Annotated in this window: 17 protein-coding genes and 2 tRNA genes; 7 read left to right on the forward strand and 12 right to left on the reverse strand. The window is 59.9% G+C overall.

Annotated elements, in window-relative coordinates; all coding sequences use genetic code 11:
• The first annotated feature begins 43 nt into the window (after positions 1-43).
• The 3 genes from thrC to ACP7C6_RS08685 all read left to right on the forward strand — a co-directional run bounded on the left by thrC (position 44) and on the right by ACP7C6_RS08685 (position 6,463).
• A complete protein-coding gene (gene thrC, locus ACP7C6_RS08675) occupies positions 44-1,453 on the forward strand; it encodes a threonine synthase (protein WP_426108625.1) in 1,410 nt (469 codons plus the stop codon).
• 134 nt (positions 1,454-1,587) lie between these two features.
• The gene (locus tag ACP7C6_RS08680; RefSeq protein ID WP_426108626.1) at positions 1,588-5,145 is read left to right on the forward strand and encodes a transporter substrate-binding domain-containing protein; all 3,558 of its coding nucleotides are present in this window, start codon (positions 1,588-1,590) and stop codon (positions 5,143-5,145) included.
• Between the two features lie 73 nt (positions 5,146-5,218).
• A complete protein-coding gene (locus tag ACP7C6_RS08685) occupies positions 5,219-6,463 on the forward strand; it encodes an EAL domain-containing response regulator (RefSeq protein WP_028617809.1) in 1,245 nt (414 codons plus the stop codon).
• Here ACP7C6_RS08685 and ACP7C6_RS08690 read toward each other — a convergent pair.
• A complete protein-coding gene (locus tag ACP7C6_RS08690) occupies positions 6,432-7,085 on the reverse strand; it encodes a response regulator transcription factor (RefSeq protein WP_028617808.1) in 654 nt (217 codons plus the stop codon). The genes ACP7C6_RS08685 and ACP7C6_RS08690 overlap by 32 nt on opposite strands.
• Positions 7,086-7,227: 142 nt before the next feature.
• Positions 7,228-7,449 carry a hypothetical protein gene (locus ACP7C6_RS08695; protein WP_049711681.1) on the reverse strand — a complete coding sequence of 74 codons (222 nt, stop codon included), beginning with the start codon at positions 7,447-7,449 and terminating at the stop codon, positions 7,228-7,230.
• A gap of 314 nt (positions 7,450-7,763) precedes the next feature.
• On the opposite strand from ACP7C6_RS08695, the gene ACP7C6_RS08700 reads away from it, so the two are divergent.
• Entirely contained in the window at positions 7,764-8,048 is a 285-nt protein-coding gene (locus ACP7C6_RS08700) for a DUF3509 domain-containing protein (protein WP_028617806.1), read from the forward strand.
• 170 nt (positions 8,049-8,218) lie between these two features.
• On the opposite strand, the gene ACP7C6_RS08705 is transcribed toward ACP7C6_RS08700, so the two are convergent.
• Both ACP7C6_RS08705 and ACP7C6_RS08710 read right to left on the reverse strand, forming a co-directional pair.
• Positions 8,219-9,085: a TIGR02285 family protein gene (locus ACP7C6_RS08705; protein ID WP_122685553.1), complete on the reverse strand. Its 867-nt coding sequence runs from the start codon at positions 9,083-9,085 to the stop codon at positions 8,219-8,221.
• Complete coding sequence (locus ACP7C6_RS08710) at positions 9,085-10,284, reverse strand: CaiB/BaiF CoA transferase family protein (RefSeq protein WP_028617804.1); 1,200 nt, start codon at positions 10,282-10,284, stop codon at positions 9,085-9,087. The genes ACP7C6_RS08705 and ACP7C6_RS08710 overlap by 1 nt, the downstream gene beginning before the upstream one ends.
• A 136-nt stretch (positions 10,285-10,420) precedes the next feature.
• Between ACP7C6_RS08710 and ACP7C6_RS08715 the strand changes: the two genes are divergently transcribed.
• Both ACP7C6_RS08715 and recJ read left to right on the forward strand, forming a co-directional pair.
• Positions 10,421-10,963, forward strand: coding sequence for a YaeQ family protein (locus ACP7C6_RS08715; RefSeq protein ID WP_016977727.1), 543 nt, complete (start codon positions 10,421-10,423; stop codon positions 10,961-10,963).
• Positions 10,964-11,160: 197 nt separating this feature from the next.
• A complete protein-coding gene (gene recJ / locus ACP7C6_RS08720; protein ID WP_028617803.1) occupies positions 11,161-12,870 on the forward strand; it encodes a single-stranded-DNA-specific exonuclease RecJ in 1,710 nt (569 codons plus the stop codon).
• A 198-nt stretch (positions 12,871-13,068) separates the two neighbouring features.
• Here the strand turns inward: recJ and ACP7C6_RS08725 are convergent, their stop codons facing one another.
• From ACP7C6_RS08725 to ACP7C6_RS08740, 4 genes are all read right to left on the reverse strand, one after another.
• On the reverse strand, positions 13,069-14,349 hold the full coding sequence (locus ACP7C6_RS08725; RefSeq protein ID WP_028617802.1) for a virulence factor family protein: 1,281 nt from the start codon (positions 14,347-14,349) through the stop codon (positions 13,069-13,071).
• Positions 14,349-16,991, reverse strand: coding sequence for a bifunctional lysylphosphatidylglycerol flippase/synthetase MprF (mprF, locus tag ACP7C6_RS08730; RefSeq protein WP_028617801.1), 2,643 nt, complete (start codon positions 16,989-16,991; stop codon positions 14,349-14,351). Before mprF ends, ACP7C6_RS08725 begins: the two co-directional genes overlap by 1 nt.
• 279 nt (positions 16,992-17,270) lie before the next feature.
• Positions 17,271-17,347: transfer RNA gene (locus tag ACP7C6_RS08735), tRNA-Met, on the reverse strand.
• A gap of 209 nt (positions 17,348-17,556) precedes the next feature.
• Positions 17,557-17,633: transfer RNA gene (locus ACP7C6_RS08740), tRNA-Met, on the reverse strand.
• Between the two features lie 280 nt (positions 17,634-17,913).
• Here ACP7C6_RS08740 and dinB point away from each other — a divergent pair.
• Entirely contained in the window at positions 17,914-18,978 is a 1,065-nt protein-coding gene (gene dinB / locus ACP7C6_RS08745) for a DNA polymerase IV (protein ID WP_426108627.1), read from the forward strand.
• A 99-nt stretch (positions 18,979-19,077) separates the two neighbouring features.
• Here the strand turns inward: dinB and ACP7C6_RS08750 are convergent, their stop codons facing one another.
• From ACP7C6_RS08750 to ACP7C6_RS08765, 4 genes are all read right to left on the reverse strand, one after another.
• A complete protein-coding gene (locus ACP7C6_RS08750; RefSeq protein ID WP_028617799.1) occupies positions 19,078-20,031 on the reverse strand; it encodes a hypothetical protein in 954 nt (317 codons plus the stop codon).
• A 20-nt stretch (positions 20,032-20,051) separates the two neighbouring features.
• Entirely contained in the window at positions 20,052-21,767 is a 1,716-nt protein-coding gene (locus ACP7C6_RS08755) for a proline--tRNA ligase (protein ID WP_028617798.1), read from the reverse strand.
• Between the two features lie 198 nt (positions 21,768-21,965).
• Entirely contained in the window at positions 21,966-23,498 is a 1,533-nt protein-coding gene (locus ACP7C6_RS08760) for an AmpG family muropeptide MFS transporter (protein ID WP_028617797.1), read from the reverse strand.
• A gap of 43 nt (positions 23,499-23,541) precedes the next feature.
• The gene (locus ACP7C6_RS08765; RefSeq protein WP_426108628.1) at positions 23,542-23,904 is read right to left on the reverse strand and encodes an MGMT family protein; all 363 of its coding nucleotides are present in this window, start codon (positions 23,902-23,904) and stop codon (positions 23,542-23,544) included.
• Positions 23,905-24,046: the final 142 nt, after the last annotated feature.

Raw genomic sequence — 24,046 nt, forward strand, 5'->3', positions numbered from 1 at the left:
GGTTCGGCGGCCCTTGTTCAAGAATGCTCTAGAGGAGCCAGTCATGCGTTATATCAGCACCCGCGGCCAGGCACCGGCCCTGAATTTCGAAGACGTCCTGCTGGCAGGTCTTGCCACCGACGGCGGCCTGTACGTGCCGGAAAACCTGCCACGTTTCACCCAAGAGGAAATCGCATCCTGGGCTGGCCTGCCGTACCACGAACTGGCGTTCCGCGTGATGCGCCCGTTCGTCACCGACAGCATTCCGGATGCGGACTTCAAGAAGATCCTGGAAGAAACCTACGGTGTCTTCTCCCACAATGCCATCGCGCCACTGCGCCAGCTGAATGGCAACGAATGGGTACTGGAGCTGTTCCACGGCCCGACCCTGGCATTCAAGGACTTCGCCTTGCAACTGCTGGGTCGCCTGCTCGACTACGTGCTGGAGAAGCGCGGGGAGCGCGTGGTGATCATCGGCGCCACCTCCGGTGATACCGGCTCGGCGGCCATCGAAGGCTGCAAGCATTGCGAAAACGTCGACATCTTCATCCTGCACCCGCACAAGCGCGTGTCGGAAGTGCAGCGTCGCCAGATGACTACCATCTTTGGTGAAAACATCCACAACATTGCCATCGAAGGCAACTTCGATGACTGCCAGGAAATGGTCAAGAACAGCTTTGCTGACCAGAGCTTCCTGAAGGGCACACGCCTGGTAGCGGTGAACTCGATCAACTGGGCGCGGATCATGGCCCAGATCGTTTACTACTTCCACGCTTCCCTGCAGTTGGGCGGCCCGGCGCGTTCGGTGTCGTTCTCGGTGCCTACCGGCAACTTTGGCGATATCTTCGCCGGTTACCTGGCGCGCAACATGGGCCTGCCGATCAACCAATTGATCGTCGCCACCAACCGCAACGACATCCTGCACCGCTTCATGAGCGGCAACCAGTACGTCAAGGAAACCCTGCACGCCACCCTGTCGCCGTCGATGGACATCATGGTCTCGTCGAACTTCGAGCGCCTGCTGTTCGACATGCACGGTCGTAACGGTGCAGCGATTGCCGGCTTGATGGACACCTTCAAGAGTGGCGGCGGTTTTAGCGTGGAAGAAGAGCGCTGGACCGAAACCCGCAAGCTGTTCGATTCCCTGGCCGTGGACGATGCACAGACCTGCGAAACCATCGCTGAAGTCTATGCCCAGACCGGCGAGCTGCTCGACCCGCACACCGCTATCGGTGTGAAGGCTGCCCGCGAATGCCGCCGCAGCCTGGACATTCCGATGGTGATCCTGGGCACCGCCCACCCGGTTAAATTCCCGGAAGCGGTAGAGAAGGCTGGTGTTGGCAAGGCGCTGGAGCTGCCTGTGCACTTGGCGGACCTGTTCGAGCGTGAAGAGCGTTGCACCGTGTTGGCCAATGACCTGAAGGCTGTGCAGGCGTTTGTGAGCCAGCACGGAAATCGTGGCAAGCCGCTCTGATTCAATGGCTTCGCGAGGTTGCTCAAGCCCGTCTTAGTGACGGGCTTTTTCATTGGGGCAGGCCATACTCCAACGGGCAACCGACAACAAAAAACAAGGAAACCAATACGGTGCTTTTATTGAGCCGAAGATGCATGTGGCTGGTGTGTCTGCTCTTGTTCGGTCATCTGTCGACGACCCTGGCAGCCGTTAGCCTGCCCTTCAAACTGGTCCCGGCATTTACGCCTCTGGCACCCTTGCCTTTGACGGCCGCCGAGCAGCAATGGCTGGCGACCCATCGAACGCTGAAGGTTGGTATCTCCATTGATGATTACCAGCCGATTGATATTACCCGCGACCATAATCGCTACCAGGGCATCAGCGCCGACTACCTGAGCCTGATCGGCGCGCGCCTCGATGTGCCCATGCAGGTGATGGGCTTCGCTGAGCGGGCGCAAGCGGTGGAAGCCTTGCGCAGTGGGGCGATTGATATTCTGACCAGCGCCAATGGCTATGAGCGGGATGTGCCTGGGTTGCGGTTTACCCGGGACTACATGCCGGATCGTTCGGTGGTTGTCGTGCGCCGCGACGACGCCACGCAGAACGAGGACCTCGCGGACAAGAAGGTGGTTTTGCTGGAGGGATATGCCAATGTCGGCAATGTGCATCGGGCCTATCCCGCCAGTCATATCATACTGGCTCCGAACCTTTACAGTGGCTTGGAGGCGTTGAACCAAGGGGATGCCGATGCCTTTATCGGCAATGAAGTGATCGTGCGTGCCTACAAGTCGCTGCGTCCTTACCTGGGTTTGCAGATAAAAGTGGAAAGCCGGCTGGCGCCGATTGGTTTTGCCTTTGCCTCCCGTGCGGCGGACTCTTTATTAGGCGCCATGCTGGACCGTGCCCTGGCGAGTATCGACGAGTCGATACAGCGTGAAATCCTGGCGCGCTGGACCACTGGCCTGGGGGTGGACATCGCCGCAGACCGCATTGTGTTGTCGGCCCAGGAGCAAGCGTGGCTGTTGCACCATCCTCATGTGGTGGTGGCGTCCCAGCAACAGTCGCCGTACATCTTCAAAGACAAGGACGACCAATGGGTCGGCCTGAACGTCGATCTGCTAAACCGGATTTCACGCATGACGGGGTTGCAGTTCGTGATGGAGGAGGTGTCTTCCACCGCGCAGACCCTGGAGTTACTGGCAGCGGGCAGGGCGGATATGAACACCACGCTGGCCGAGAATCAGGAGCGCAGGCAATTCCTGGATTTCAGCCATGGTTTTGGTGGCGCCGGATGGGTGTTTATCCAGCGCAGCGACACGCCATTACTGGTCAGTTTGAGTGAACTGTCCGGCAAAGTATTGGCGTTGCCGGCACGCCATGTACTGGAAAACTTTATTCGTCGTGAACACCCAGACATCGAAATTCTCTCTGTCGATAACTATACCCAGGCCCGTGATCAAGTGATCCAGGGGCACGCGGCAGCGACTATCCAGAATGAAGTGGAGGTGCAGAGTTACCCGTCCGACGGCTTGCGTATCGGGCGTAGTGTCGAGGGCAAGTGGTCGTCCAACAGCCTTGTGGTGCGCAAGGATCAGCCCGAGCTGCTGAGTATTGTGAACAAGGCTTTGGAAGCGATGCCGGTGGCAGAGTTGAGCGCGCTGCGCTTGCGCTGGCTGGGCGCGGTGCCCATCCCTACATCGGCATGGCAGCGTGTGCCGCCATGGGCCTATTGGACGGTCGCCATGGCGCTGTTGTGTGTGTTGGTATCGCTGGCCTGGAATAGCCGGCTCAAGCGTCAGATCCAGCAGCGCTTGGTGGCCGAGCAACGACTGAGCGATCAGTTGGCCTTCAAGCGTGCCTTGCTCGACGGCATGCCCAACCCGGTTTTCGTACGTGACCTGGCTGGGCGGTTGGTGACCTGTAACACCAGCTATGAGCAGCAGTTGGCCACCCGGCGCGAGCAGATCCAGGGCCTGACCTTGATGGAGAGTGGCTTGATGCCAGAGGCTACTGCCGCACGCCTGCATGCAGGGCACATGGAGCAGTTGGCAACGCAGCGATCGTTATTTGTTGATCGCCAGTTGGAGTTCAACGGCGGCACTTTCCACGTGTATCAATGGACGGTGCCGTTTTTCGACGCGCGCGGCCAATTGCAGGGATTGCTCGGGGGGTGGATCGACATCAATGAGCGCAAAGTCCTGGAACATCAGTTGATGGACGCACGCCAGGCTGCTGACGAAGCGAATTACGCCAAAAGTGCATTTCTCTCGACGCTCAGCCACGAAATTCGTACACCGATGACCGCCATCATCGGCTTGCTTGAATTGGAACAAGAACGCGCCCTGGCCGAGGGCAAACGCGTTTCCGAAGCGCTACAGGTGGCCCATCGTTCGGCACGAGAATTGATTGAGTTAATGGGCGATAGCCTGGACCTGGCCAAGATCGAAGCAGGCCATTTGCAACTGGCGCCGCAGACCACTGACCTGAAAAGTTTTTTCGAGGGGATCCAGCGCCTGTTCGAAGCCACCGCACGTAAAAAAGGCCTGCATTTGACCCTGGCGTTTGACCCAGCGGCGCAAGGGAATTATTGGTTCGACCCGCTGCGTTTGCGGCAGGTCATGCACAACCTGCTGGGCAATGCGTTGAAGTTTACCGAGCAGGGTGAGGTCCGCCTCAGCGTCGTCACCCTGTGCGATGAGTCAGGCGCTGAATACCTGCATGTGTGTGTTGCAGACAGTGGGCCGGGGATTGGCGTCGAACAACAGGCCCGGGTGTTCAAGCCTTTTGTCCAGGTCAGCCCGCTGACGGCGGCTCAGCATGGCGGGACGGGACTGGGCTTGAGCATTTGTCAGCAACTGGTGGAGTTGATGGGCGGCACGATCTCCCTGAGCAGCGCGGCGGGCGAGGGCACGACGGTGTGCATTGACCTGTATCTGGAACGGGTCAGTGGCGACGACATGCCCGTTGTGCCTGAGGTGACCCTGCCGAGTGTCGGTCGCCGTTTGTCGGTGCTGGTCGTGGATGACCTGCCCGCCAATCGTCTGGTACTGGCTCAGCAGCTTCAATTCCTCGGTCATCGGGTGGTGGCCCACGACTCGGCTGAGTTGGCCTTGCAGCATTGGCGAGATGACGCCTTTGACGTGCTGGTGACCGATTGCAACATGCCGGGTATGTCCGGCTACGCCTTGAGCGAAGCGGTCCGCGGGATTGAAGCGCAGGAGCGACGACCGCGCTGTGCGTTGGTAGGTTGTACCGCCAATGCCATGGAGGATGAGCACCAGCGTTGTCTTGAGGTGGGGATGGATGAACTGCTGGTCAAGCCGGTTACCCTTGAACACTGGGCCAGGGTACTCGCCCGCGTGGCGCCGTTGCGCACCTTCAATATCCAGACCTTGCATGCGATGACCCAGGCCGATGGGCCGGTGCTGCAGCGAATGCTGGAGGAGCTGGCGAAGAGTCTTGAACATGAGCACGACGCGATCAAGGCGGCGTTGGCGGAACAGGATTTCCCCCGGGTGATGGCCTCGCTGCATCGCCTCAAGGGCATTTGCTGCCTGGTGGATGCGCTGCCCCTTGCCAAGGCGTGTGTGGGGCTTGAAAGCTGCCTGCGTGAGCAACGTATTGAAGAAGTTCAACCCCTGTGGCTTGTGCTGAATGAAGCGCTGGCAGAGTTTAAAGTTGAGCTGGGGGCTCATTTGAATCCGCAAGAATAGGACGTGTCCTATGGGGCGCGCAGGGCCTTTTGAGTAGCCTGCGCCACCTCGCTTTTACGTCGTAGAGTTTTTCATGCGCTCCCTCAATGTCTTGATCCTCGAAGATAACCCGTTCCAACTGATGGCCCTGCACCAGATGCTCAATGCCAATGGTGTATTTAATGTAATGACGGCCGAAACAGTAGAGGCCGCCCGGCAGTCGTTGGCGAGCAAGGGGCCGGTAGACATTGCTATTTGCGACCTCTATCTGGAGCAAGGCGATGCCCTTGAGCTGATTCGCGAATTGGGCGAGCTGCGGCAGACTCAGGTGCTGATCCTGTTAAGCAATGCTGAGCCCAACGTATTGGAGGGTGTCGCCAACATGGCGCGTCAGGCCGGGTTGAATGTGCTCAGGTGTTTGCCCAAACCCGCCTCGGCACAGCTGATCGGGCAACTGCTGACGGTTTGCCGGCAACACTTACGCCCAGGGCCGCAGGTAGTGTCCTGGGAGAGGGTACGCCAACTGTTGGGGGTGAATGAGCAGGATGAATTGCCGCCTTCGGTGGATGCCTGCCAGGTAGCCATCGCGCGCTACGCCAGCGCCAGCTTTCAGCCTATCGTTTGCCAGGCAGGCGTATTGCAAGGGGTTGAGGTGCTGGCGAGGTGGTACCTACCTGAGGGAGAAGTGTTGCTACCGCATGAATTCCTGCCGGTGCTGGAGTTTGCCGGTATGGAGGAGGCATTTACCTGGCATGTGATGGAAGAGGCCCTAGGCCTTGTCAGCCAGATAGCGTGGGATACGGGCGAGATCTTGCCAGTGGCGGTGAACATTCCCGGGCGGATGCTGGAGCATGCGCATTTTCCCCAGAGGCTGCAGCGCCTGCTGCAACGCTATGCCGTGCCCGCCCATAGCCTGACGCTGGAACTGGTCGAAACCACCCGCTTGAACACCGACAGTGCTCATGTCAGCAGCTTGCTACGTTTGCGGATGATCGGTTGCAAATTGTCTATCGGTGACTTCGGCGTCGGCGGTACGAGTTTGCAGCGTTTGCTGGAGCTGCCTTTCACCGAGCTGAAAATACCACCGGCCTTTGCCTGTGGAATGGCGGGCGATGAGCGCAAAGTGGCCGTCGTTGCAGGCGCCATGAGCATGGCCAGCCGCATGGGCATGAACGTGGTGATGGCGGGCATTGAAACGACAGCCGATCGTGATGCGGCCTGTGCACTGGGCCCTGCCTGGTTGCAAGGCCGCCTGATTGCCCCGCCGATGGACGCTCAGGCACTTAAAGAGTGGCTCGGCCATGAGGCTAGGCCAACCCATGCTCCTGCACGTAGATAAACAATGATGCGTCGGTACTGAGCCCTAGCTTGCGCATGGCGCTCACTTTTTGCGCACTGACTGTCTGCTTGCTGCGATGCAGTTGTGCCGCAATCTCACCAACGGTCAGCCCTCTCGCCAGCAGGCGAATCACTTCCAGTTCGCGGGGCGACAGTTGCTCGTGGGACTGCAATCGATCAGTGCCCACGGCGCTCAGTGACTGGCGAATGGTGTGGGCCACATAGCATTGCTGCTGGCGTACCCGCCGGACGGCTTCAGGCAATTCATTCGCGAGGCTGGCTTTACTCAGCAGGCCCATGACACCCAGCTCCAGAATGGCGTGAAACAACCCAGCGTTGTTGAGCATGGTCACCACGACGATGGGCAGCGTTGGGTGATGCCGGCGCAGTTGTTCGATCAGTCGCAAACCGTCGGCCTGGGGTTCGGCGGGCATCATGAAATCGGTGATCAACAGGTCGCAGGCACAGTGTTGCAGCAATTGGGCAAGGGACTGGGGTGAGTTGGCTTCGCCGACGATTTCCAACTGTTCATCGCGTTCCAAGACGGCTCGCAGACCAATCAGGAAAATGGGATGGTCGTCGGCAAGGATGATGCGCAAGGGTTTTTCAGGTGCGCTTCTCAAGATAGATTCCCCGGACAATTCGGGGATTTTAGCCTGTTAACCCAGTGATGGTGGAAAGTGGGGTGTTCACGGTGCACAAAAACGCCGCTTTCCCTTCCTTGGGGCAGCGGCGTTTTCTGTTTCTGGCAGGCCCGGTCTAGTGTTACGAGAATAGTTTCTGCGCGACGACTATGACGGTGCCGACTGCGGCATAGAACCCTGTCGCGATACCCACCGGGTACCAGAAAGTCTCACAGGTTATCTTCAGGGATTCTTTGTTGAGTTTGTTCTGCTCTGCGTTCATACGTGCGATTTCAGCAAAAATACGTGAGACCTCGGCGTGCATTCTGTCTGTCGATGTTTGCTGTTCATTGTGTTCCGCCATCATCTTCATCCTTCGCAATAAGGGCCTTTTGACCTGCGCTTTTATCTGCGTAGCAGCTATACCAGCGCTCACCGAGTATAGGATTCACCTCGGGTCTCGGCCCTCGGCCAACCCCAAAACAGCCGCCCATTGCGTAAGCAGTTATGTGCAGCCGTTTTTTCCCTGTCATGTTGCAAGCGCATGCTGGAATCCGTCACCCCCTGACGGCCCCATAAAGACGATAAAGCGAACTTTCCTACGTCACAAACAGTCACTTAGGATAGATGCAGCTCCCGTTGAAACGATTGTTCCCGAACTATTGAGTGGTGATCGAGATGGAAAGTATCAGCCTATTGCTCGAAGAAGCACTGAGCCCTTATCAGGTTACGCTGACCACCTCTGGTGTGCAGGACGAGTGCCTGGTAACCGTGAAGAATCCTGCTGGCGCCATTGTGGTCGAACGTGAAGTCGACCGCGCCCAATTGATGGACAAACGCGTGCTGGTGGATGTGGTGGATTGCCTGCTGCGTGACATCAAAATTGCCGAAGGGCGCGTCGAACCCTCGGTCATCGCGGCCTTGCGCAACGCAGCCCAGACCCGCAACGCCACCGCCGCATGAAGAATTGTTTAATTATGGAAACTTCCTACAGCGTGGCCGGTCAGATTTCGTAACAGCAAGAGCAAACATTGTGCTCCGGTGTTTGTGCCTTGTTGTACTGGTCTTTGTAGGCCACGTTTAACCCCGAAGTGTCTCCCCACGCTCCGGGGTTTCTTTTTGCCTGCGATTTGTCAGGGGGCCGGCGAGTCCTGGAAAAAACTCGGGTTATCGCGCAGATACTGTTCACGCATGACGGGGTCCAGCCATGAGGCGTAGGACTGCTGTATCTGCTCTTGTGGGATTTCGCGCAGGATCTGGTTGATCCTTTCGATGGCTTGGCGTCCCTGGGGCGTATCCGAGCAACCGATGTGCGTCCGTTGGTAAGGCGCCGAGCCTTTGATGGGGTAGAACATCAAGTCGTCCGAGACGATGCCCTGCTGCATCGCGTGATAGCGGATTTCCGGCCAATAACCCAACACCGCCTCCAGTCTGCCCAGGCGCTGCATCTGCAACAGGCTACCCAAGGCGTCGTTGCCGTAATGCAGTGCGAGCTTGTGCGCATCAGCGTGCTTGAGCTGTTCATCGATGACAGGCCCGTAGCTGCGCTCGGCGATGGCTCCCACCCTAGACGTGTGAGCATCGAGGAACGCCTGCAGGTCAAACTGGCCTTGCGTGATGTAGGGCGCCATGGCGTCCTGCTGGTCGTGTCGGATGGTGACGCCATTGCCGGCCACCACAAACGCCTGGCTGGAAAACACGATGTACCTGGCCCGTTCGGCCGTCCACAGCAATGACGGATCACAGGTGAACGTGGGCTCACGCAGCATTTGCATGCCCCGTGCGCGATTGACGTGCAGCACTTGGTGGCGGTACTCCGGCAGGCGTTCGATGAGTATCGGCAGTAACTGGTCCAGCGCACCCTGGCCTTTGCGTGGGCCTTCGAAAATGGTCAGGGGAGGCAGGTCACGTAATAGCCAGACCAGCGTGTCTTCAGCATTGGCGGTCGGGCCCCAGGCGAGCATGACGCCGAGGCAAAGCTGAGCAAGCGTGCGGATCATCAGATCGCGCCTGCCTCACGTAAACGCACAATGGCGGCAGCGTCATAACCCAGCCCGCCCAGCACCTGGCTGTTATGTTCACCCAACTGCGGCCCGACCCATTCGCAGCTGCCCGGCGTGTCCGACAGCTTGGGCACGATGCCCGGCATCTTGAAGTCCTTGCCGCCAGGCAACTTGGCCTTGAGGAACATCTCCCTGGCGAGGAATTGCGGGTCGCCGAGCATGTCTTCGGCGCTATAGATGCGGCTGGCGGGCACTTCGGCCTTATTCAGGATCTCTACCACCTGACCCAGCGGCAGCGAGTTCACCCAGCGATCAATTACCCCATACAGCTCATCACGGCGGCTATCGCGCCCGTCATTGCTGGCAAGTGCAGGATCGTTGGCGAGGTCTTCTCGACCGATGGCCGACATAAAGCGCTTGAAGATCGCATCGCCGTTGGCGCCAATCTGTACATGCTTGCCATCGGCGCTGGTGTGGATCGAGGACGGCGTGATGCCGGGCATGATGTTACCGGTGCGTTCGCGGATGAAGCCAAACACGTCGAACTCCGGAATCATGCTCTCCATCATGGCGAAGATGGCTTCGTACAGCGCCACATCCACCACTTGCCCCAAACCGCCATTGACTTCGCGATGACGCAGCGCCATCAACGCACCGATCACCGCCCATAACGCGGCGATCGAGTCGCCGATCGAAATACCGGTGCGGACCGGCGGGCGGTCTTCAAAGCCGGTGATGTAGCGCAGGCCGCCCATGGATTCGCCCACAGCACCAAACCCTGGCTGATCTTTCATCGGCCCGGTCTGGCCAAAGCCGGAGAGACGTACCATCACCAGCTTGGGGTTGAGGGCGTGCAGGGTTTCCCAGCTCAGGCCGAGTTTTTCCAGCACACCGGGGCGGAAATTCTCGATCAGGATGTCGGCGTCGGCCAACAGTTGCTTGAGGATGGCCAGACCGTCGGGGTGCTTGAGGTTCAGCGTCAGCGACTGTTTGTTACGCGCCTGCACGAACCACCACAGCGATGTGCCCTCGTACAGCTTGCGCCATTTGCGCAGGGGGTCGCCGCCGTCGGGAGACTCGACCTTGATCACGTCGGCGCCGAATTCCGCACAGATACGGGAGGCAAACGGGCCGGCGATCAGGGTGCCGAGTTCGATGACTTTCAGTCCGGCAAGCGGTTTGGCGTTGAACGACATGAGGATCCTTGTCTGCGCAGGGCGTGGGTGTGATGCCTTTTAACATAGGCGAGTAGCCCTGGGCAGCGCAGGATTCGTTGAATAGCCTCGCCATCGGTTAGACTGGCCGCCTTTCCCTGTCTCTAGAAGCCCGTTCATGGCCCAGCCGTCCACGACCTACAAATTCGAACTCAACCTCACCGACCTCGATCGCTCGGTGTACGAGAGCGTCAAACAAACCATCGCCCGCCACCCGTCGGAAACCGAAGAGCGCATGACCGTGCGCCTGCTGGCCTACGCCCTCTGGTACAACGAGCAGTTGTCGTTCGGGCGCGGCCTGTCAGATGTAGACGAACCAGCCCTGTGGGAAAAAAGCCTGGATGATCGGGTTTTGCACTGGATCGAAGTCGGCCAGCCCGACGCCGACCGCCTCACCTGGTGCTCGCGCCGCACCGAACGCACCAGCCTGCTGGCCTACGGCAGCTTGCGCGTGTGGGAAGGCAAGGTAGTGCCGGTGGCGAATAACCTGAAAAACGTACACATCGCCGCCGTGCCCCAGGAAGTCCTGGAGACCCTGGCCAAGGACATGCCCCGCGTCATCAAGTGGGACGTGATGATCAGCGAAGGCACGATGTTCGTCACCGACGACCGTGGTCAGCATGAAGTCCAACTGCAATGGCTGGTCGGCGAACGCGGCTGAGACTGTAGGAGCCAGCTGTTGTGGTGAGCAAGCTTGCTTGCGCTGGGGTGCGAAGCGCCCCCCAAAAAGCGAGAGGCTGCTACGCAGCCCACGGGAGCAAGCTCCCTCGCCACAACAAGCCAGCTCCCACAGCTGATCTGCGTTGCCTTTAGCATTGCTAACTAACTGTCAAATAGAAGAGAAGCTCCCGTCACCCCATGCGTATCGATCCTCGCCCGTTGCCCGCCGTCCTCCCGTTTCTCGGTGAACTGCCACCGCTGTTGACCCGTCTCTACGCCGCGCGCGGGGTGCAGTCCGAGGCCGAGCTGGATAAAAGCCTGGCCCGGTTGATTCCCTATCAGCAGCTCAAAGGGATTGATGCGGCGGTGGACTTGCTGGTGACCGCATTGGAGCAGCGCCAGCGTATCTTAATCGTCGGTGACTTCGACGCCGATGGCGCCACCGCCAGCACTGTAGGCACCCTGGGCCTGCGTTTGCTCGGTGCGGCCCATGTCGATTACCTCGTGCCCAACCGTTTCGAGTACGGCTACGGCCTGACTCCGGAAATTGTCGCTGTCGCCCTGCAGCGCGAGCCGCAGTTGCTGATCACCGTGGACAACGGCATTTCCAGCGTCGAAGGCGTGGCGGCGGCGAAAGCGGCGGGGTTGCAGGTGTTGGTGACGGACCACCACTTGCCTGGTGATGAGTTGCCGGCGGCAGATGCCATCGTCAATCCGAACCAGCCCGGCTGTGAGTTTCCGAGCAAGGCCCTGGCCGGCGTGGGTGTGATCTTTTACGTGCTGATGGCACTGCGTGCGCGCCTGCGCAGCTTGGGCTGGTACGACAACAAGCCGCAACCCAACATTGGTGAATTGCTCGACCTGGTTGCCCTGGGCAGCGTGGCCGACGTAGTGCCCCTGGACGCCAACAACCGCATCCTCGTGCATCAAGGCCTGGAGCGTATCCGCGCTGGCCGTGCGCGGCCGGGGATCAAGGCGATCCTGGAAGTGGCCAAGCGCGACGCGGCACGCATCACTTCTACTGACCTGGGCTTTATCCTCGGCCCGCGCCTGAATGCCGCCGGGCGCCTGGATGACATGAGCCTGGGGATCGAATGCCTGTTGACCACCGACGTTGCCGCTGCCCGTGAAATGGCCGCGCAACTGGATGGCATGAATCAGGACCGTAAATCCATCGAGCAAGGGATGCAGCGCGAGGCCTTGGCCCAGCTCAAGGACCTGCCGGTGGAGTCGATGCCCTATGGCTTGTGCCTGTTCGACCCGGAATGGCACCAAGGTGTGATCGGCATTCTGGCGTCGCGCATGAAGGAGCGGTATTTCCGACCGACCATCGCCTTTGCCGACGCCGGTGATGGCCTGTTGAAGGGCTCAGGGCGCTCTGTGCAGGGTTTTCATATCCGTGACGCCCTGGCGGTGGTCGCGAGCCAGCATCCCAACCTGATCGCCAAATACGGCGGCCACGCCATGGCGGCTGGCCTGACACTGCGCGAGGAAAATTTCCCACTGTTTGCCGAAGCCTTTGATGCTGAAGTGCGTCGGCAACTGCGTGAGGAAGACCTGACCGGACGCTTGTTGTCGGATGGCACTCTGGCGGTGGAAGAGTTTCACTTGGAACTGGCCCGCGCGTTGCGACATGCCGGGCCGTGGGGGCAGCACTTTCCCGAGCCGGTCTTTCACGGTGTATTCCAGTTGGTAGAGCAGCGCGTGGTGGGTGAGCGGCACCTGAAGGTGGTGCTCAAGACTGAATGCGGGTCAGTGAAACTCGATGGCATTGCCTTTGGCGTGGACCGTGAGGTCTGGCCGAACCCGACCGTGCGTTGGGTGGAGTTGGCGTACAAGCTGGATGTGAACGAGTTTCGTGGGAATGAGACTGTGCAACTGATGATTGCCCACATCGAACCGCGCTAGACGCTGTAGGAGCAAGCTACCTGGGGTGAGCGGGCTTGTGTGGTGAGCGGGCTTGCCCCGCGCTGGGCTGCGCAGCAGCCCTAAAACCAAACGCCGCATTCTGTCAGACAGAATGCGGCGTTCTTATTGGGGCGGCTTCGCCACCCAGCGCGGGGCAAGCCCGCTCACCACAAAAGCCAGCTCCCATGGGGGAAGAGCTTATTCGGTTTTGGCCTGATGCTTCACGATGATATCCACCAAGCGCTTTGCCAGCGCCGGGTAGTTCTCATCGAAGTGATGCCCACCTGGCAACTTCAACGCTTCACCCACGGCTGTCTTGTCCGTGCAGCCGCTCTCGTCGACCTCTTCCGCGCCGTAGATGCACACCACTTTCTCAGGGGGCAGCTTGGCCATTTCCGGCCCAGTGGCGGCTTCTTTACCGGCGTTGCCCAACCAGCCTTCCACTTCAATTTCGAAGCTGCCCGTGCGCGCGAACGCCAGCAGAATGATCGCGTCCACGCGCTGCTGCTCGTTTTCCGGCAGGCGGTTGTAGATGGCCGGCAATACATCGGCGCCGAACGAATAACCGGTCAGTACGAAGCGCTTGGTGCCCCATTTCTGACGGTAGTGCTGCATCAGTTCGGTGAGGTCCTTGGCGCTTTGTTCCGGGGTCTTGTGCTGCCAGTAGTAACGCAGAGTATCGATACCCACCACCGGGTAGCCGATCTTGGCCATTTCACCGGCCACGTCACGGTCCAGGTCACGCCAGCCGCCATCACCGGAGAGGAACAGGGTGACGGTATCTTTCGCTTGGCCGGCCGGGACTTCAACCACCGGAATCGCCAGGCCGCCGTTGTCCGAACCTACCAGTTGCTTGCGCAGCTCGTTGTTCAGCACTTGCGGGTAGTGAATGTCGTAGTCGCTGATACTGGTGGTGGCGCGCGGGGTGTCACGTACGAAACTGGCGCTTTCATCGTCAGGGTTATCGTTCCAGGCCACCAGCCAATTGCCGTGTGCGGCTGTCTTTGGCAGTGGATCCTTGCAGCCTTCCTGCACCAAGGCGAAGCCGACGGAGATGGCGTTGGCCTTGTCGTCGTTCTGGGTGGCCAGCCAGCGCCAGGCGAGGGCGGCGCCAGGGCCGATGCCGCTGACCAGCGTTGCTTGGCCCTTGAGCTGGCCCAGGGCGTTTTGCAGTGCTTGTTCCTGCAGCTTGCAGTCGTCCTTGGGCAGGATCACCTGGACAATCTGCGCCTTGCCGCCTTGGCTCAAGGCGACCAGTTGGCTGTCGGTCAGGATTTCATCGGGCATCACGGCCACGGCCACACGGGCTTTCGGCGTTCCGTACGGGGTTACCCGGGTCATCACCGAGCCATCGGCCTGGGGCAGTTGCTCCAGGGTTGGCTGCGGGGCAGGGCGGTTCCAGTACCAATAGCCGCCACCCAGGATCAGGGCGAGCAGCACTACAAAGGCCAACACATACCGCCAGGAGCGTCGAATCATCAGCGTTTCACCAATCCAGTCAAGCCGCCCGCGATCAGGGCGGCGGTATCGGCCAGTGCCACCAGCGGATCAAGTCCTGCGGGCACGGCCATGTAACGGGGTTCCCAGTCAGGCTGGAACTTGTCTTTGAAGCGGCGCAAACCTTGGAAGTTATACAGTTGCTCGCCACGTCGGAACACCATCGAGCCCAGGCGTTGGGTCAGCGGGGCGCCGCGTCGTGGTTGCAGGCCCGACAACGGCACCATGCCGAGGCTGAAGCGGGCGTAGCCGTGACTCTTATAGTGTTGAATCAGGCCGACCATCATGAACTCCATGGTCAGCTTGGGTGCGTCCGGGTGGGCGCGCATCAGGTCGAGACTGGCCAGGTCGTGGTTGTAGGTCTCGAGCAGGTTGGCGAAGGCCACCGGGCGCCCTTCGAAGCGAATGATCGCGATGCGAAAGTGCTTGAGGTAATCGTCGCTGAAACGTCCCAGGGAGAAGCCTTTTTCCCGTACGTTCTTACCGGTCAGCCAGGCATCGGAGATTACCTTGAGCTCGTCCATCGGCGCGGTGCCCGGCTCGCAGATCTCCAGGGACAGGCCGTCCCGCGAGCCGCGGTTCCAGGTGTAGCGCAGATCCTTCATCTCTTTGCCCTTGGCTTCCAGGTCAAAGCGTTTCAGGTCGACGCGGGCTTCTTCGCCCAGCTTGATGGCGGTGAGGCCGATGTCCATGTAGTACGGCAGGTTCTCGGCGCGGACCTGGTAGAACACCGGGCGCGCATGGTGAATGTCGCACAGGTCACGGAACTGCCAGATCATCTCGGCCCGTGGCTGGGTCGGGCCAATCGGGTCGTACAAGGCTACCAGGCTGCGGCCGCGACGGGCGTACATGAGGAAAGCTTCATCATTGGGGTGGAACAGCAGCGCTTTGTCGCCGGTAAGCGCCAGGCCTCCGTCGGGCTGGGACGAGGCCATCAGGATCTTGCTGGCGCGCTCCAGTTCGTCTGGCGTCGGCAAGTGGATCACCGGGCGCGCGGTGCGCAGCAGCCAGGTCAACGACACGATCACTAGCACCACGGCGGCGCCCAGCAGCGAGCGCAGGCCGCGTGGAGCGTTGGCGTCCAGGGTGAACTGCCACCACAGTTGATGGCTGTACGGTACGTCTTGATAAGCGAACAATAGCAGCCAGATCGAAGCGCCCAGCACGCAGACACTGGCCACCAGGTACAGCGGCGAGAAGGGCAGTTCGGTGAGGCGGCTGGCGCGATAAAACGAGCGTCGGAAGATCGCCAGCAGGATCGCGGTCATGGTCATCAGGCTGGCTTCTTCCCAGTCGAACCCCTTGAGCAGCGAGAGCAGGGCGCCGACCAACAGCAGCACCATGGTCAGCATCCAGGCAGCCGACAAACGTCGACGCAGACCCTGGGCCAGCAACAGGCAAAGCACGCCGATCAGGCTGGCGCCAAAGTGCGAGGCGTCAATCAGGCGGTGGGGAATCAGGAAGCCGATGTTTTCCAGGCGTGAGTCGATTTCGGGCGTGGCGCCAGAGAACAGCAGGACCACGCCGGACAAAAAAACCAGCACGGCCAATACTGGCGCTGCCAGCCCCGAGGCGACCCGCAGGCTTTGCTGGGTCTGGAACAGGCGCTGTGCTTCGTTGACCAGCAGGAACACGCAGGCGATCAGCAGCGGCAACACCACGTAGATCATGCGATACAGCAGCAGGGCGGCGGCCAAAGGCGCGGCGCCCAGTTTGTCGGCGAAGGCCGCCAGCAGGATCGCTTCGAATACGCCCACACCGCCCGGCACATGGCTGAGCACACCAGCGGCCAAGGCCAGCAGGTACACCAGCAGGAAGGGCCCGAACGGCGGCGCTTCCGGCAGCAGCATATAAAGGACAGTGGCGGCAGCGGCCACGTCCAGCGCGGTAATGATCAGTTGCAGGAAGGTCAGGCGGCGACCCGGCAGGCGCAGGGTTCGACGACCGGCTTTTACCAGCAGGTTATCCGGGTAGGGTTGTTCCGGCAGGCGACGGCGATAAATGCCTATGCACAACACCGCCGACAACAACAGCACCGCGCCAGCAATACCGCCCAGCACAGCCTGTGGCAAATGCAGGTAGGTCGATGCGGCGGGCAGGTTGCTCAGTGTCGCCAATGCAGCCAGTGGCGGCAGTGCAGTACCGAGCGCCAGGCTGGCGAACACTGTCATGTGCGCGACTTCCGAAGCCCCGATGCCATGGCGTGCATATAAACGGTAACGCACCGAACCGCCGGAGAGCATCGACAGGCCAATCGCATTGCCGATGGCGAAGGCGGTAAAGCCACCGAGGGCCAGGGTTTTGGCGGGCAGGTTCACGCCCGCGTAGCGCGCGCCGGAAAATTCGTAGCCCAATAGAATGACGAAACCGGCGACTGCCGCCGCAAACGCACCCAGCAAGGCGGGCTTGGGCACTTCCAGGATCGAGTCGTGGAGGGCGTAGAGGTCCAGTTCCAACAGCAGGTGTCGGCAGGCGATCAGGGCGATGGCGAACAATAATAGGGTGACGGCCAGCCCGATGGGTTGCCGGTACTTGCTCACCAGATCCAGCCAACGTAAACGAGTGGGTGTGATCGGTTGTTCTGCTGTGACAGTGTCTTGTGGTTCAGACGAGTTGGCGCGCATCAATCACCTCGTGGATTGTGCGCGACAGGATGGAGGTATCCAGCCAAGTTACCAATCCCTATGGACAAAATAATTACAAATATTAACGCGTATCACCGGGTGCGGCGACAGCGGCCATTGGTCGTAGAGGGTAGCGATTGAGCATTCAGCATAGCTTGCAAAGAGATGGACTCAACAAACCGTGTAGGGTTTCATGAAAGATGCCATGCCATTGTTTCAGAAGAACTTTTTCACCGGATACAAAAAAGGCCACTCTTTCGAGTAGCCTTTTTTGATGTTTGGTTGCGGGAGCCGGATTTGAACCGACGACCTTCGGGTTATGAGCCCGACGAGCTACCAGACTGCTCCATCCCGCGTCTGTGGGCGGCATTCTACAGCCCAACGGCGGGGTGTCAACCGTTAATGGGCTGATGGGTCAAATAAGTGTGAATTTGTCGTTACACGTTGACCAAGAACGGTAAGTGCGCGACGAGTAAAGAGTTTTTTGTCTTACAATTTTCGTACAGGAAGGAAAAACGAGCACGCACAAAAAAGGCCACTCTTTCGAGTAGCCTTTTTTGATGTTTGGTTGCGGGAGCCGGATTTGAACCGACGACCTTCGGGTTATGAGCCCGACGAGCTACCAGACTGCTCCATCCCGCGTCTGTGTGTCGGCATTCTACAGAGGAACGCAGGTGTGTCAACCCGTGAATCGAAGAAAAGCGCTTGTGGTTCAATCGGTTAGCTCTCCAAGGTGGCCTCTCGATACCCCGCCAGCCCAGTGTGGCTGAGGGTTTCAGCTCTATCAGCAGGTAAAATTCGATTGAGAAAATAAATTCATCCGGGATTTTTCCTACCGCTCAAGCGGAAGAATCAAACTACTGGTGCTATATACAGGTGTGAATGCGATACTGGCCACCCGTAGGTACACACCCCCGTTTATATGACGCAGCGCAAAATCATCCACGTCGACTGTGATTGCTTCTACGCCGCCATCGAGATGCGCGATGACCCGAGCCTGGCGCAAAAACCGCTGGCGGTGGGTGGCTCGGCCGACCGGCGCGGGGTGATCGCCACCTGCAACTACGAGGCGCGGGCCTATGGCGTGCGCTCGGCCATGTCGTCACGCCATGCCTTGAAGCTGTGCCCGGACCTGACCATCGTCAAGCCGCGCATGGATGCCTATAAGGAAGCGTCGAAGGAAATCCAGACCATCTTTCGCGACTACACCGACCTGATCGAGCCGTTGTCACTGGATGAAGCCTATCTGGACGTGTCCGACAGCCCGCATTTCGGCGGCAGTGCCACGCGTATTGCCCAGGATATTCGCCGGCGTGTCTCCAACCAGTTGCACATCACCGTGTCCGCCGGCGTGGCGCCGAACAAGTTCCTGGCCAAGATCGCCAGTGATTGGAAGAAGCCCAACGGACTCTTCGTGATCACCCCGGACCAGGTTGAAGACTTCGTCTCGCAGTTGCGCGTGAGCAAGTTGCACGGTGTGGGCAAGGTCACGGCGGACAAACTGGCGCGCCTGGGAATCGAAGACTGCCTGCAGTTGCGCGAGTGGAACAAGCTGGCGTTGGTGCGCGAATTCGGCAGTTTTGGCGAGCGGCTGTGGAGCCTGGCCCGTGGGATCGATGACCGCGTGGTGCAGAACGACAGTCGCCGGCAGTCGATCAGTGTGGAAAATACCTACGACGTGGACCTGCCGGATCTCTCAAGTTGCCTGGCCAAACTCCCCAAGCTGATGGAAACCCTGGCCGGACGCATGGCGCGCATCGACAGCAGTTACCGGGCAGGCAAGCCGTTCGTTAAGGTGAAATTTCATGACTTTACCCAGACCACCTTGGAGCAGGCGGGGGCAGGGCGGGATCTGGAGAGTTATCAGCAACTGCTGACGCAAGCGTTTAACCGCGGTGGGAAGCCGGTGCGGTTGCTGGGGATTGGGGTGCGGTTGCTGGACCTGAGTGGTGGTAACGAGCAATTGGAGCTATTTACCCCTCTGTAGGAGCGAGCTTGCTCGCGAAGAACGCATCGGCACCGCGTTCATTCAGAATGCCCGCGTCATCGTTGACGTTTTTCGCGAGCAAGCTCGCTCCTACAAGGTTCAGCGTGCGCCTGGATCTGCGACGAGACGCCCCGCATCCTTGGTCAACGCCTGCAGGAATTCCTGCTGCAACTCGGGATCATTGCGGGTCAGTTCGATCAGGCTTTGCTCCAGCTCGCTGGCTTCTTCTTCCAGGCCCAGTTCAGACAAGCGCTTGACCCTATGCACCCACTGACTGACTTCGTCATCTTCCAGGTCGTCGTAGATCAGTCCGTGGGCTTCCAGCAACTTATTGCGCAAGGTGCTGCTGACCGCCAGCGTGGAGTCCGAATGCACGTCGTCCTGGCCATCTTCCACGCTGATCTTCAAGGTCGTTACGCGGTTCAGGTCCTGCTCGGCAAACGGGCTGTCCAACAGGTTCAGGCGCAATACGCCGTTACGGTCGGTGGTCAGCTCATGGACTTGCTTGCCGGCGGTAACTTGCACCGGGCGTTCGCTCCAGGGCAGGCTCGAATACTCCACGCGCTTGTCGCGCTGGACTTCATCAATGCCCGCCAGGTTCTGTTGCGCACGGCCGTGGGACTGCACGTTCATGAACGGGTTTAGGCCGTCCACGCCGTAGATCAGCCAGTCACGCGTCACACTGGTCGGCAGGTTGCCAAGGGCGAATACGTTCACCACATTGGCGCCCGCGCCGGCCACCAGGGCTACGGCACCCAAAGGCATCTCATAGAGTTTGCGCCAGGGCTGGTAGGGCGTGTAGCGGTCGTAACGACGGGTGACTTCGAACTCGGTGACCTCGAAGGTCTTCTGTTCGTGAATGCGGACCCGGCGTTGCGGCAGCTCCAGCACTTTGGGTTCGCCTACATCAATCTGCAGGCTGTGGTCGAGCAACTTACGCTCGACCCGCTCCTCGTGCTCACTGCGTTGCGACATCTGGTTGGCGCAGCCGCTGACCAGCAGGGCACCGCACAAGGCGGCGCCCCCCAGGGCTCTGGTGTTTCGCTTGAACATGACTTCTCTTGATCTGGTTTTCAGCGACGAATACGCGCCTGAAGGAAAGACAGCACGTCAGCCACCGGCAACGGTTGGGCTTCGGCTTCGGTCCGGCTCTTGTATTCCAGATTGCCATCGGCCAGGCCGCGGTCACTGACCACGATCCGGTGCGGGATGCCAATCAATTCCATGTCGGCGAATTTGATGCCCGGGCTGGTTTTCTTGTCCCGGTCATCCAGCAACACTTCAAAACCGGCGGCCGTCAGATCGGCATACAGTTTGTCGGTGGCTTCGCGTACTTGCTCGGTTTCATAACGCAGCGGCACCAGAGCCACCTGGAACGGCGCGAGGGCGTCACTCCAGATGATGCCTTTCTCATCGTTGTTCTGCTCGATGGCAGCGGCAACCACGCGCGATACGCCAATGCCGTAGCAGCCCATCTCCAGGGTGATCGGCTTGCCGTTCTCGCCCAGCACTTCGCACTTCATCGCCTTGCTGTACTTGTTGCCCAGCTGGAAGATGTGCCCGACTTCGATGCCGCGCTTGATTTCCAGGGTGCCCTTGCCATCCGGGCTTGGGTCTCCGGCCACCACGTTGCGCAGGTCGGCCACGGTCGGAACCGGCAGGTCACGCTCCCAGTTCACGCCGAAGTAGTGCTTGTCGTCGATGTTCGCGCCGATGCCGAAGTCGCTCATCAGCTCGACCGAACGGTCGATGATGATCGGCAGCGGCAGGTTCAGCGGGCCGAGCGAACCTGCGCCGGCGCCAATGGCGTCACGCAGTTCGGCGTCGGTAGCCATGACCAGCGGGCTGGCCACGCCAGGTTGCTGGGCCGCCTTGATTTCGTTGAGTTCGTGGTCGCCACGGATCACCAGGGCGATCAGCTTGCCTTCTTCTTCGGCGCGCACGATCAGGGTCTTGATGGTCTTTTCAATCGGCAGATTGAATTTTTCCACCAGGGCCGCGATGGTCTTGGTCTCAGGTGTGTCCACCAGGCGCAGCTCTTCAGCCGGTGCTGGACGGGAAGTCTCCCGTGGCACGGCTTCGGCTTTCTCGATGTTCGCCGCGTAGTCGGAGCCGTTGCTGAACACGATATCGTCTTCGCCGGACTCGGCCAGTACGTGGAATTCGTGGGAACCGGCGCCGCCGATGGAGCCGTTGTCCGCTTCAACCGGACGGAACTTCAGGCCCAGGCGCGTGAACACGTTGCAGTAGGCCTGGTGCATGCGGTCGTAGGTGACCTGCAGTGACGCCTGGTCGGCGTGGAACGAGTACGCATCCTTCATGATGAATTCGCGGCCGCGCATCAAACCGAAGCGTGGACGGATTTCGTCACGGAATTTGGTCTGGATCTGATACAGGTTCAGCGGCAGCTGTTTGTAGCTGCTCAGCTCGTTGCGCATCAGATCGGTGATCACTTCTTCGTGGGTCGGGCCGGCGCAGAAGTCGCGGCCATGACGATCCTTGAAGCGCAGCAGCTCAGGGCCGTACTCTTCCCAGCGCCCGGATTCCTGCCACAGTTCAGCCGGTTGGGTACTCGGCATCAACACTTCCAGAGAGCCGGCAGCGTTCATTTCTTCACGAACGATGGCTTCGACCTTGCGCATCACCTTCAAGCCCATGGGCAGCCAGGTGTACAGGCCGGAGGCCAGTTTGCGGATCATACCGGCGCGCAGCATCAGCTGATGGCTGATCACGACCGCGTCGGAAGGCGTTTCTTTCTGTGTGGCGAGCAAATATTGACTGGTACGCATGGTAGGCCGTTGTCGGTTGCTTGGACTTGAAATGACTCTGGATTGTACGGGCGCAAACTGCCGCCGTACAGGCATCAGAATGTAGGGATGTCTGTAGTGAGGGAGCTTGCTCCCGTTCGACAGCGCAGCTGGAGCCGGCTTTTGGGGCTGCTTCGCACCCCAGCGGGAGCAAGCTCCCTCACCACAAAAGCATGTGTGTCAGTCTTCCTGCGGTGGATTCAACCGAATTCGCCGATTCTCCTGAAACCAATGCAGCGCAATCAGCAGCAACGTCGGCACACCCAGCATGCAGGTGATCAGGAAGAAATTGTGATAGCCGAACTTCTCCACCATCACCCCCGAATACCCACCGATCAGCCGCGGCAGCAACAGCATGATCGAGCTGAGCAACGCATATTGGGTGGCGGAGAACTTCAGGTTGGTCAGGCTGGAAAGGTAGGCTACGAATGCCGAGGTCGCCAGCCCCGAGCTGAAGTTATCCAGGGAAATGGTGAAGATCAGCATCTGCAGGTCCGGGCCCATGTCGGCGAGCATCACGAACAGCAGGTTGGTGCCAGCCGAGGCCACACCGCCGATGAACAGGATCGGCAGGATGCCGAAACGCACAATCAGCAGGCCGCCCATGCCGGCGCCAAGCAAGGTCATGATCAGGCCGAAGATCTTGCTGACCCCGGCGATCTGGTCCTTGGTGAAGCCCTGGTCGATGTAGAACACGTTAGCCATCACGCCCATCACGGTGTCGGACATGCGATAGGTAGCGATCAGCCCCAGCAGCAACAACGCCTGCCAGCGGTAGCGCAGGATAAAGTCGTTGACCGGCGTCAGCACCGGCGCCAGGCCACGGCGGCCCATGGCCGAGAGGCATAGGGTGGTGAGCGTTATATAGAGGATGGCCCGCAGGAATGCGCGGTCTTCCATCAGCAAGTCCCACAGGCTCATGCCATGGAACAGCACGCTTTCGAAGTCAGTGTTGAACAGTTGGGTGAACATGGCCGGCACCGACACCAGCAACACGATCAGTACAAACACCGAAACCAACTGATGCACAAAGCTGTAGCGCCCGGCCTGCAATTGAGTGCGCAGTGGCACATTCGGTTCGCGCATGAAGAAGGTGGTCAGCAGCGCCGGGATCATCAGTACCCCGAACAGCACATAGGTGCCGGTCCAGGCCGAGTGTTTATAGTTGAAGCCGGTGGAGCCGAAACCTTCGGCAAAAAACAGTGCGCCCGCTGTGGCGAGCAGGGCTGCAATGCGATAGCCGGACATGTAGCTGGCGGCCAGAGCAGCCTGGCGGCTGTCGTCGGCGATTTCCAGGCGATAGGCGTCGACGGCGATGTCCTGGGTGGCGGACGCAAAGGCAACGATGACCGCGATAGCGATCAGCCAGGACAAGTGTTTCTGCGGGTCGCAAAAACCCATGCCGATCAATCCGAGGATCACCAGCGACTGGGCCAGCACCAGCCAGGAACGGCGGCGCCCGAGTTTGCCGAGCAACGGCAGGCGCCATTGGTCGAGCAGCGGCGACCACACCCACTTAAAGGCATACGCCAAACCGATCAAGCTCGCGTAGCCGATGGTTTCGCGCGCCACACCGGCTTCGCGCAACCACACTGAAAGCGTCGAGAACACCAACATGTAAGGCAGGCCGGCGGCAAAGCCGAGCAACAACAGGACTAACGTCGAGGGGCTGGCATAGGCGGCGAGCGCGGCGCGCCAGGTTTTACGGGGCATGGGCTGGAGTCTGCCTCAGATTTGCGGAAACAAAGCGCGCACTCTAACCGCTGTGCTCTACCGGGCGCCAGCCATGGCGCTGAATATCAACGCGATTGTTGCGGACAGTGACGCCTTCATCGCGCAAACGCGCGCGTTGCTCGTCACCCGAGGCACTGCCCACCGGCAGACTTATCCGACCGCCGGCACCCAGCACGCGGTGCCAGGGCAGCTTGGTGTCTTCGGGAAGCTGGCTTAGCGTACGGCCAACCCAGCGCGCCGCACGCCCGAGCCCTGCCAAGTGGCCCAGCTCACCGTAGCTCACCACGCAGCCTGCGGGCACTTGGGCCAGGGTCAGGTAGAGCGCGGTGCGGCGCATTTCGGCGGGGCTTTGTGGTGTTTCGGCGGGCTGATTCACGGTAGGCATATCCATTGATACCGACGGCACAATTGTAGGAAAGGTCTGTAAGTGTGCTGATGAGAATTGAACTCAACATAAATCCTTGAGTCAGTCCTAGCTATCTAACACGATAACCGCCCTTTTTCGCCAACCTTGAGCTCCTTATCCG

Source organism: Pseudomonas sp. TWR1-1-4 (genome assembly GCF_049897165.1).
Lineage (GTDB): Bacteria > Pseudomonadota > Gammaproteobacteria > Pseudomonadales > Pseudomonadaceae > Aquipseudomonas > Aquipseudomonas canadensis.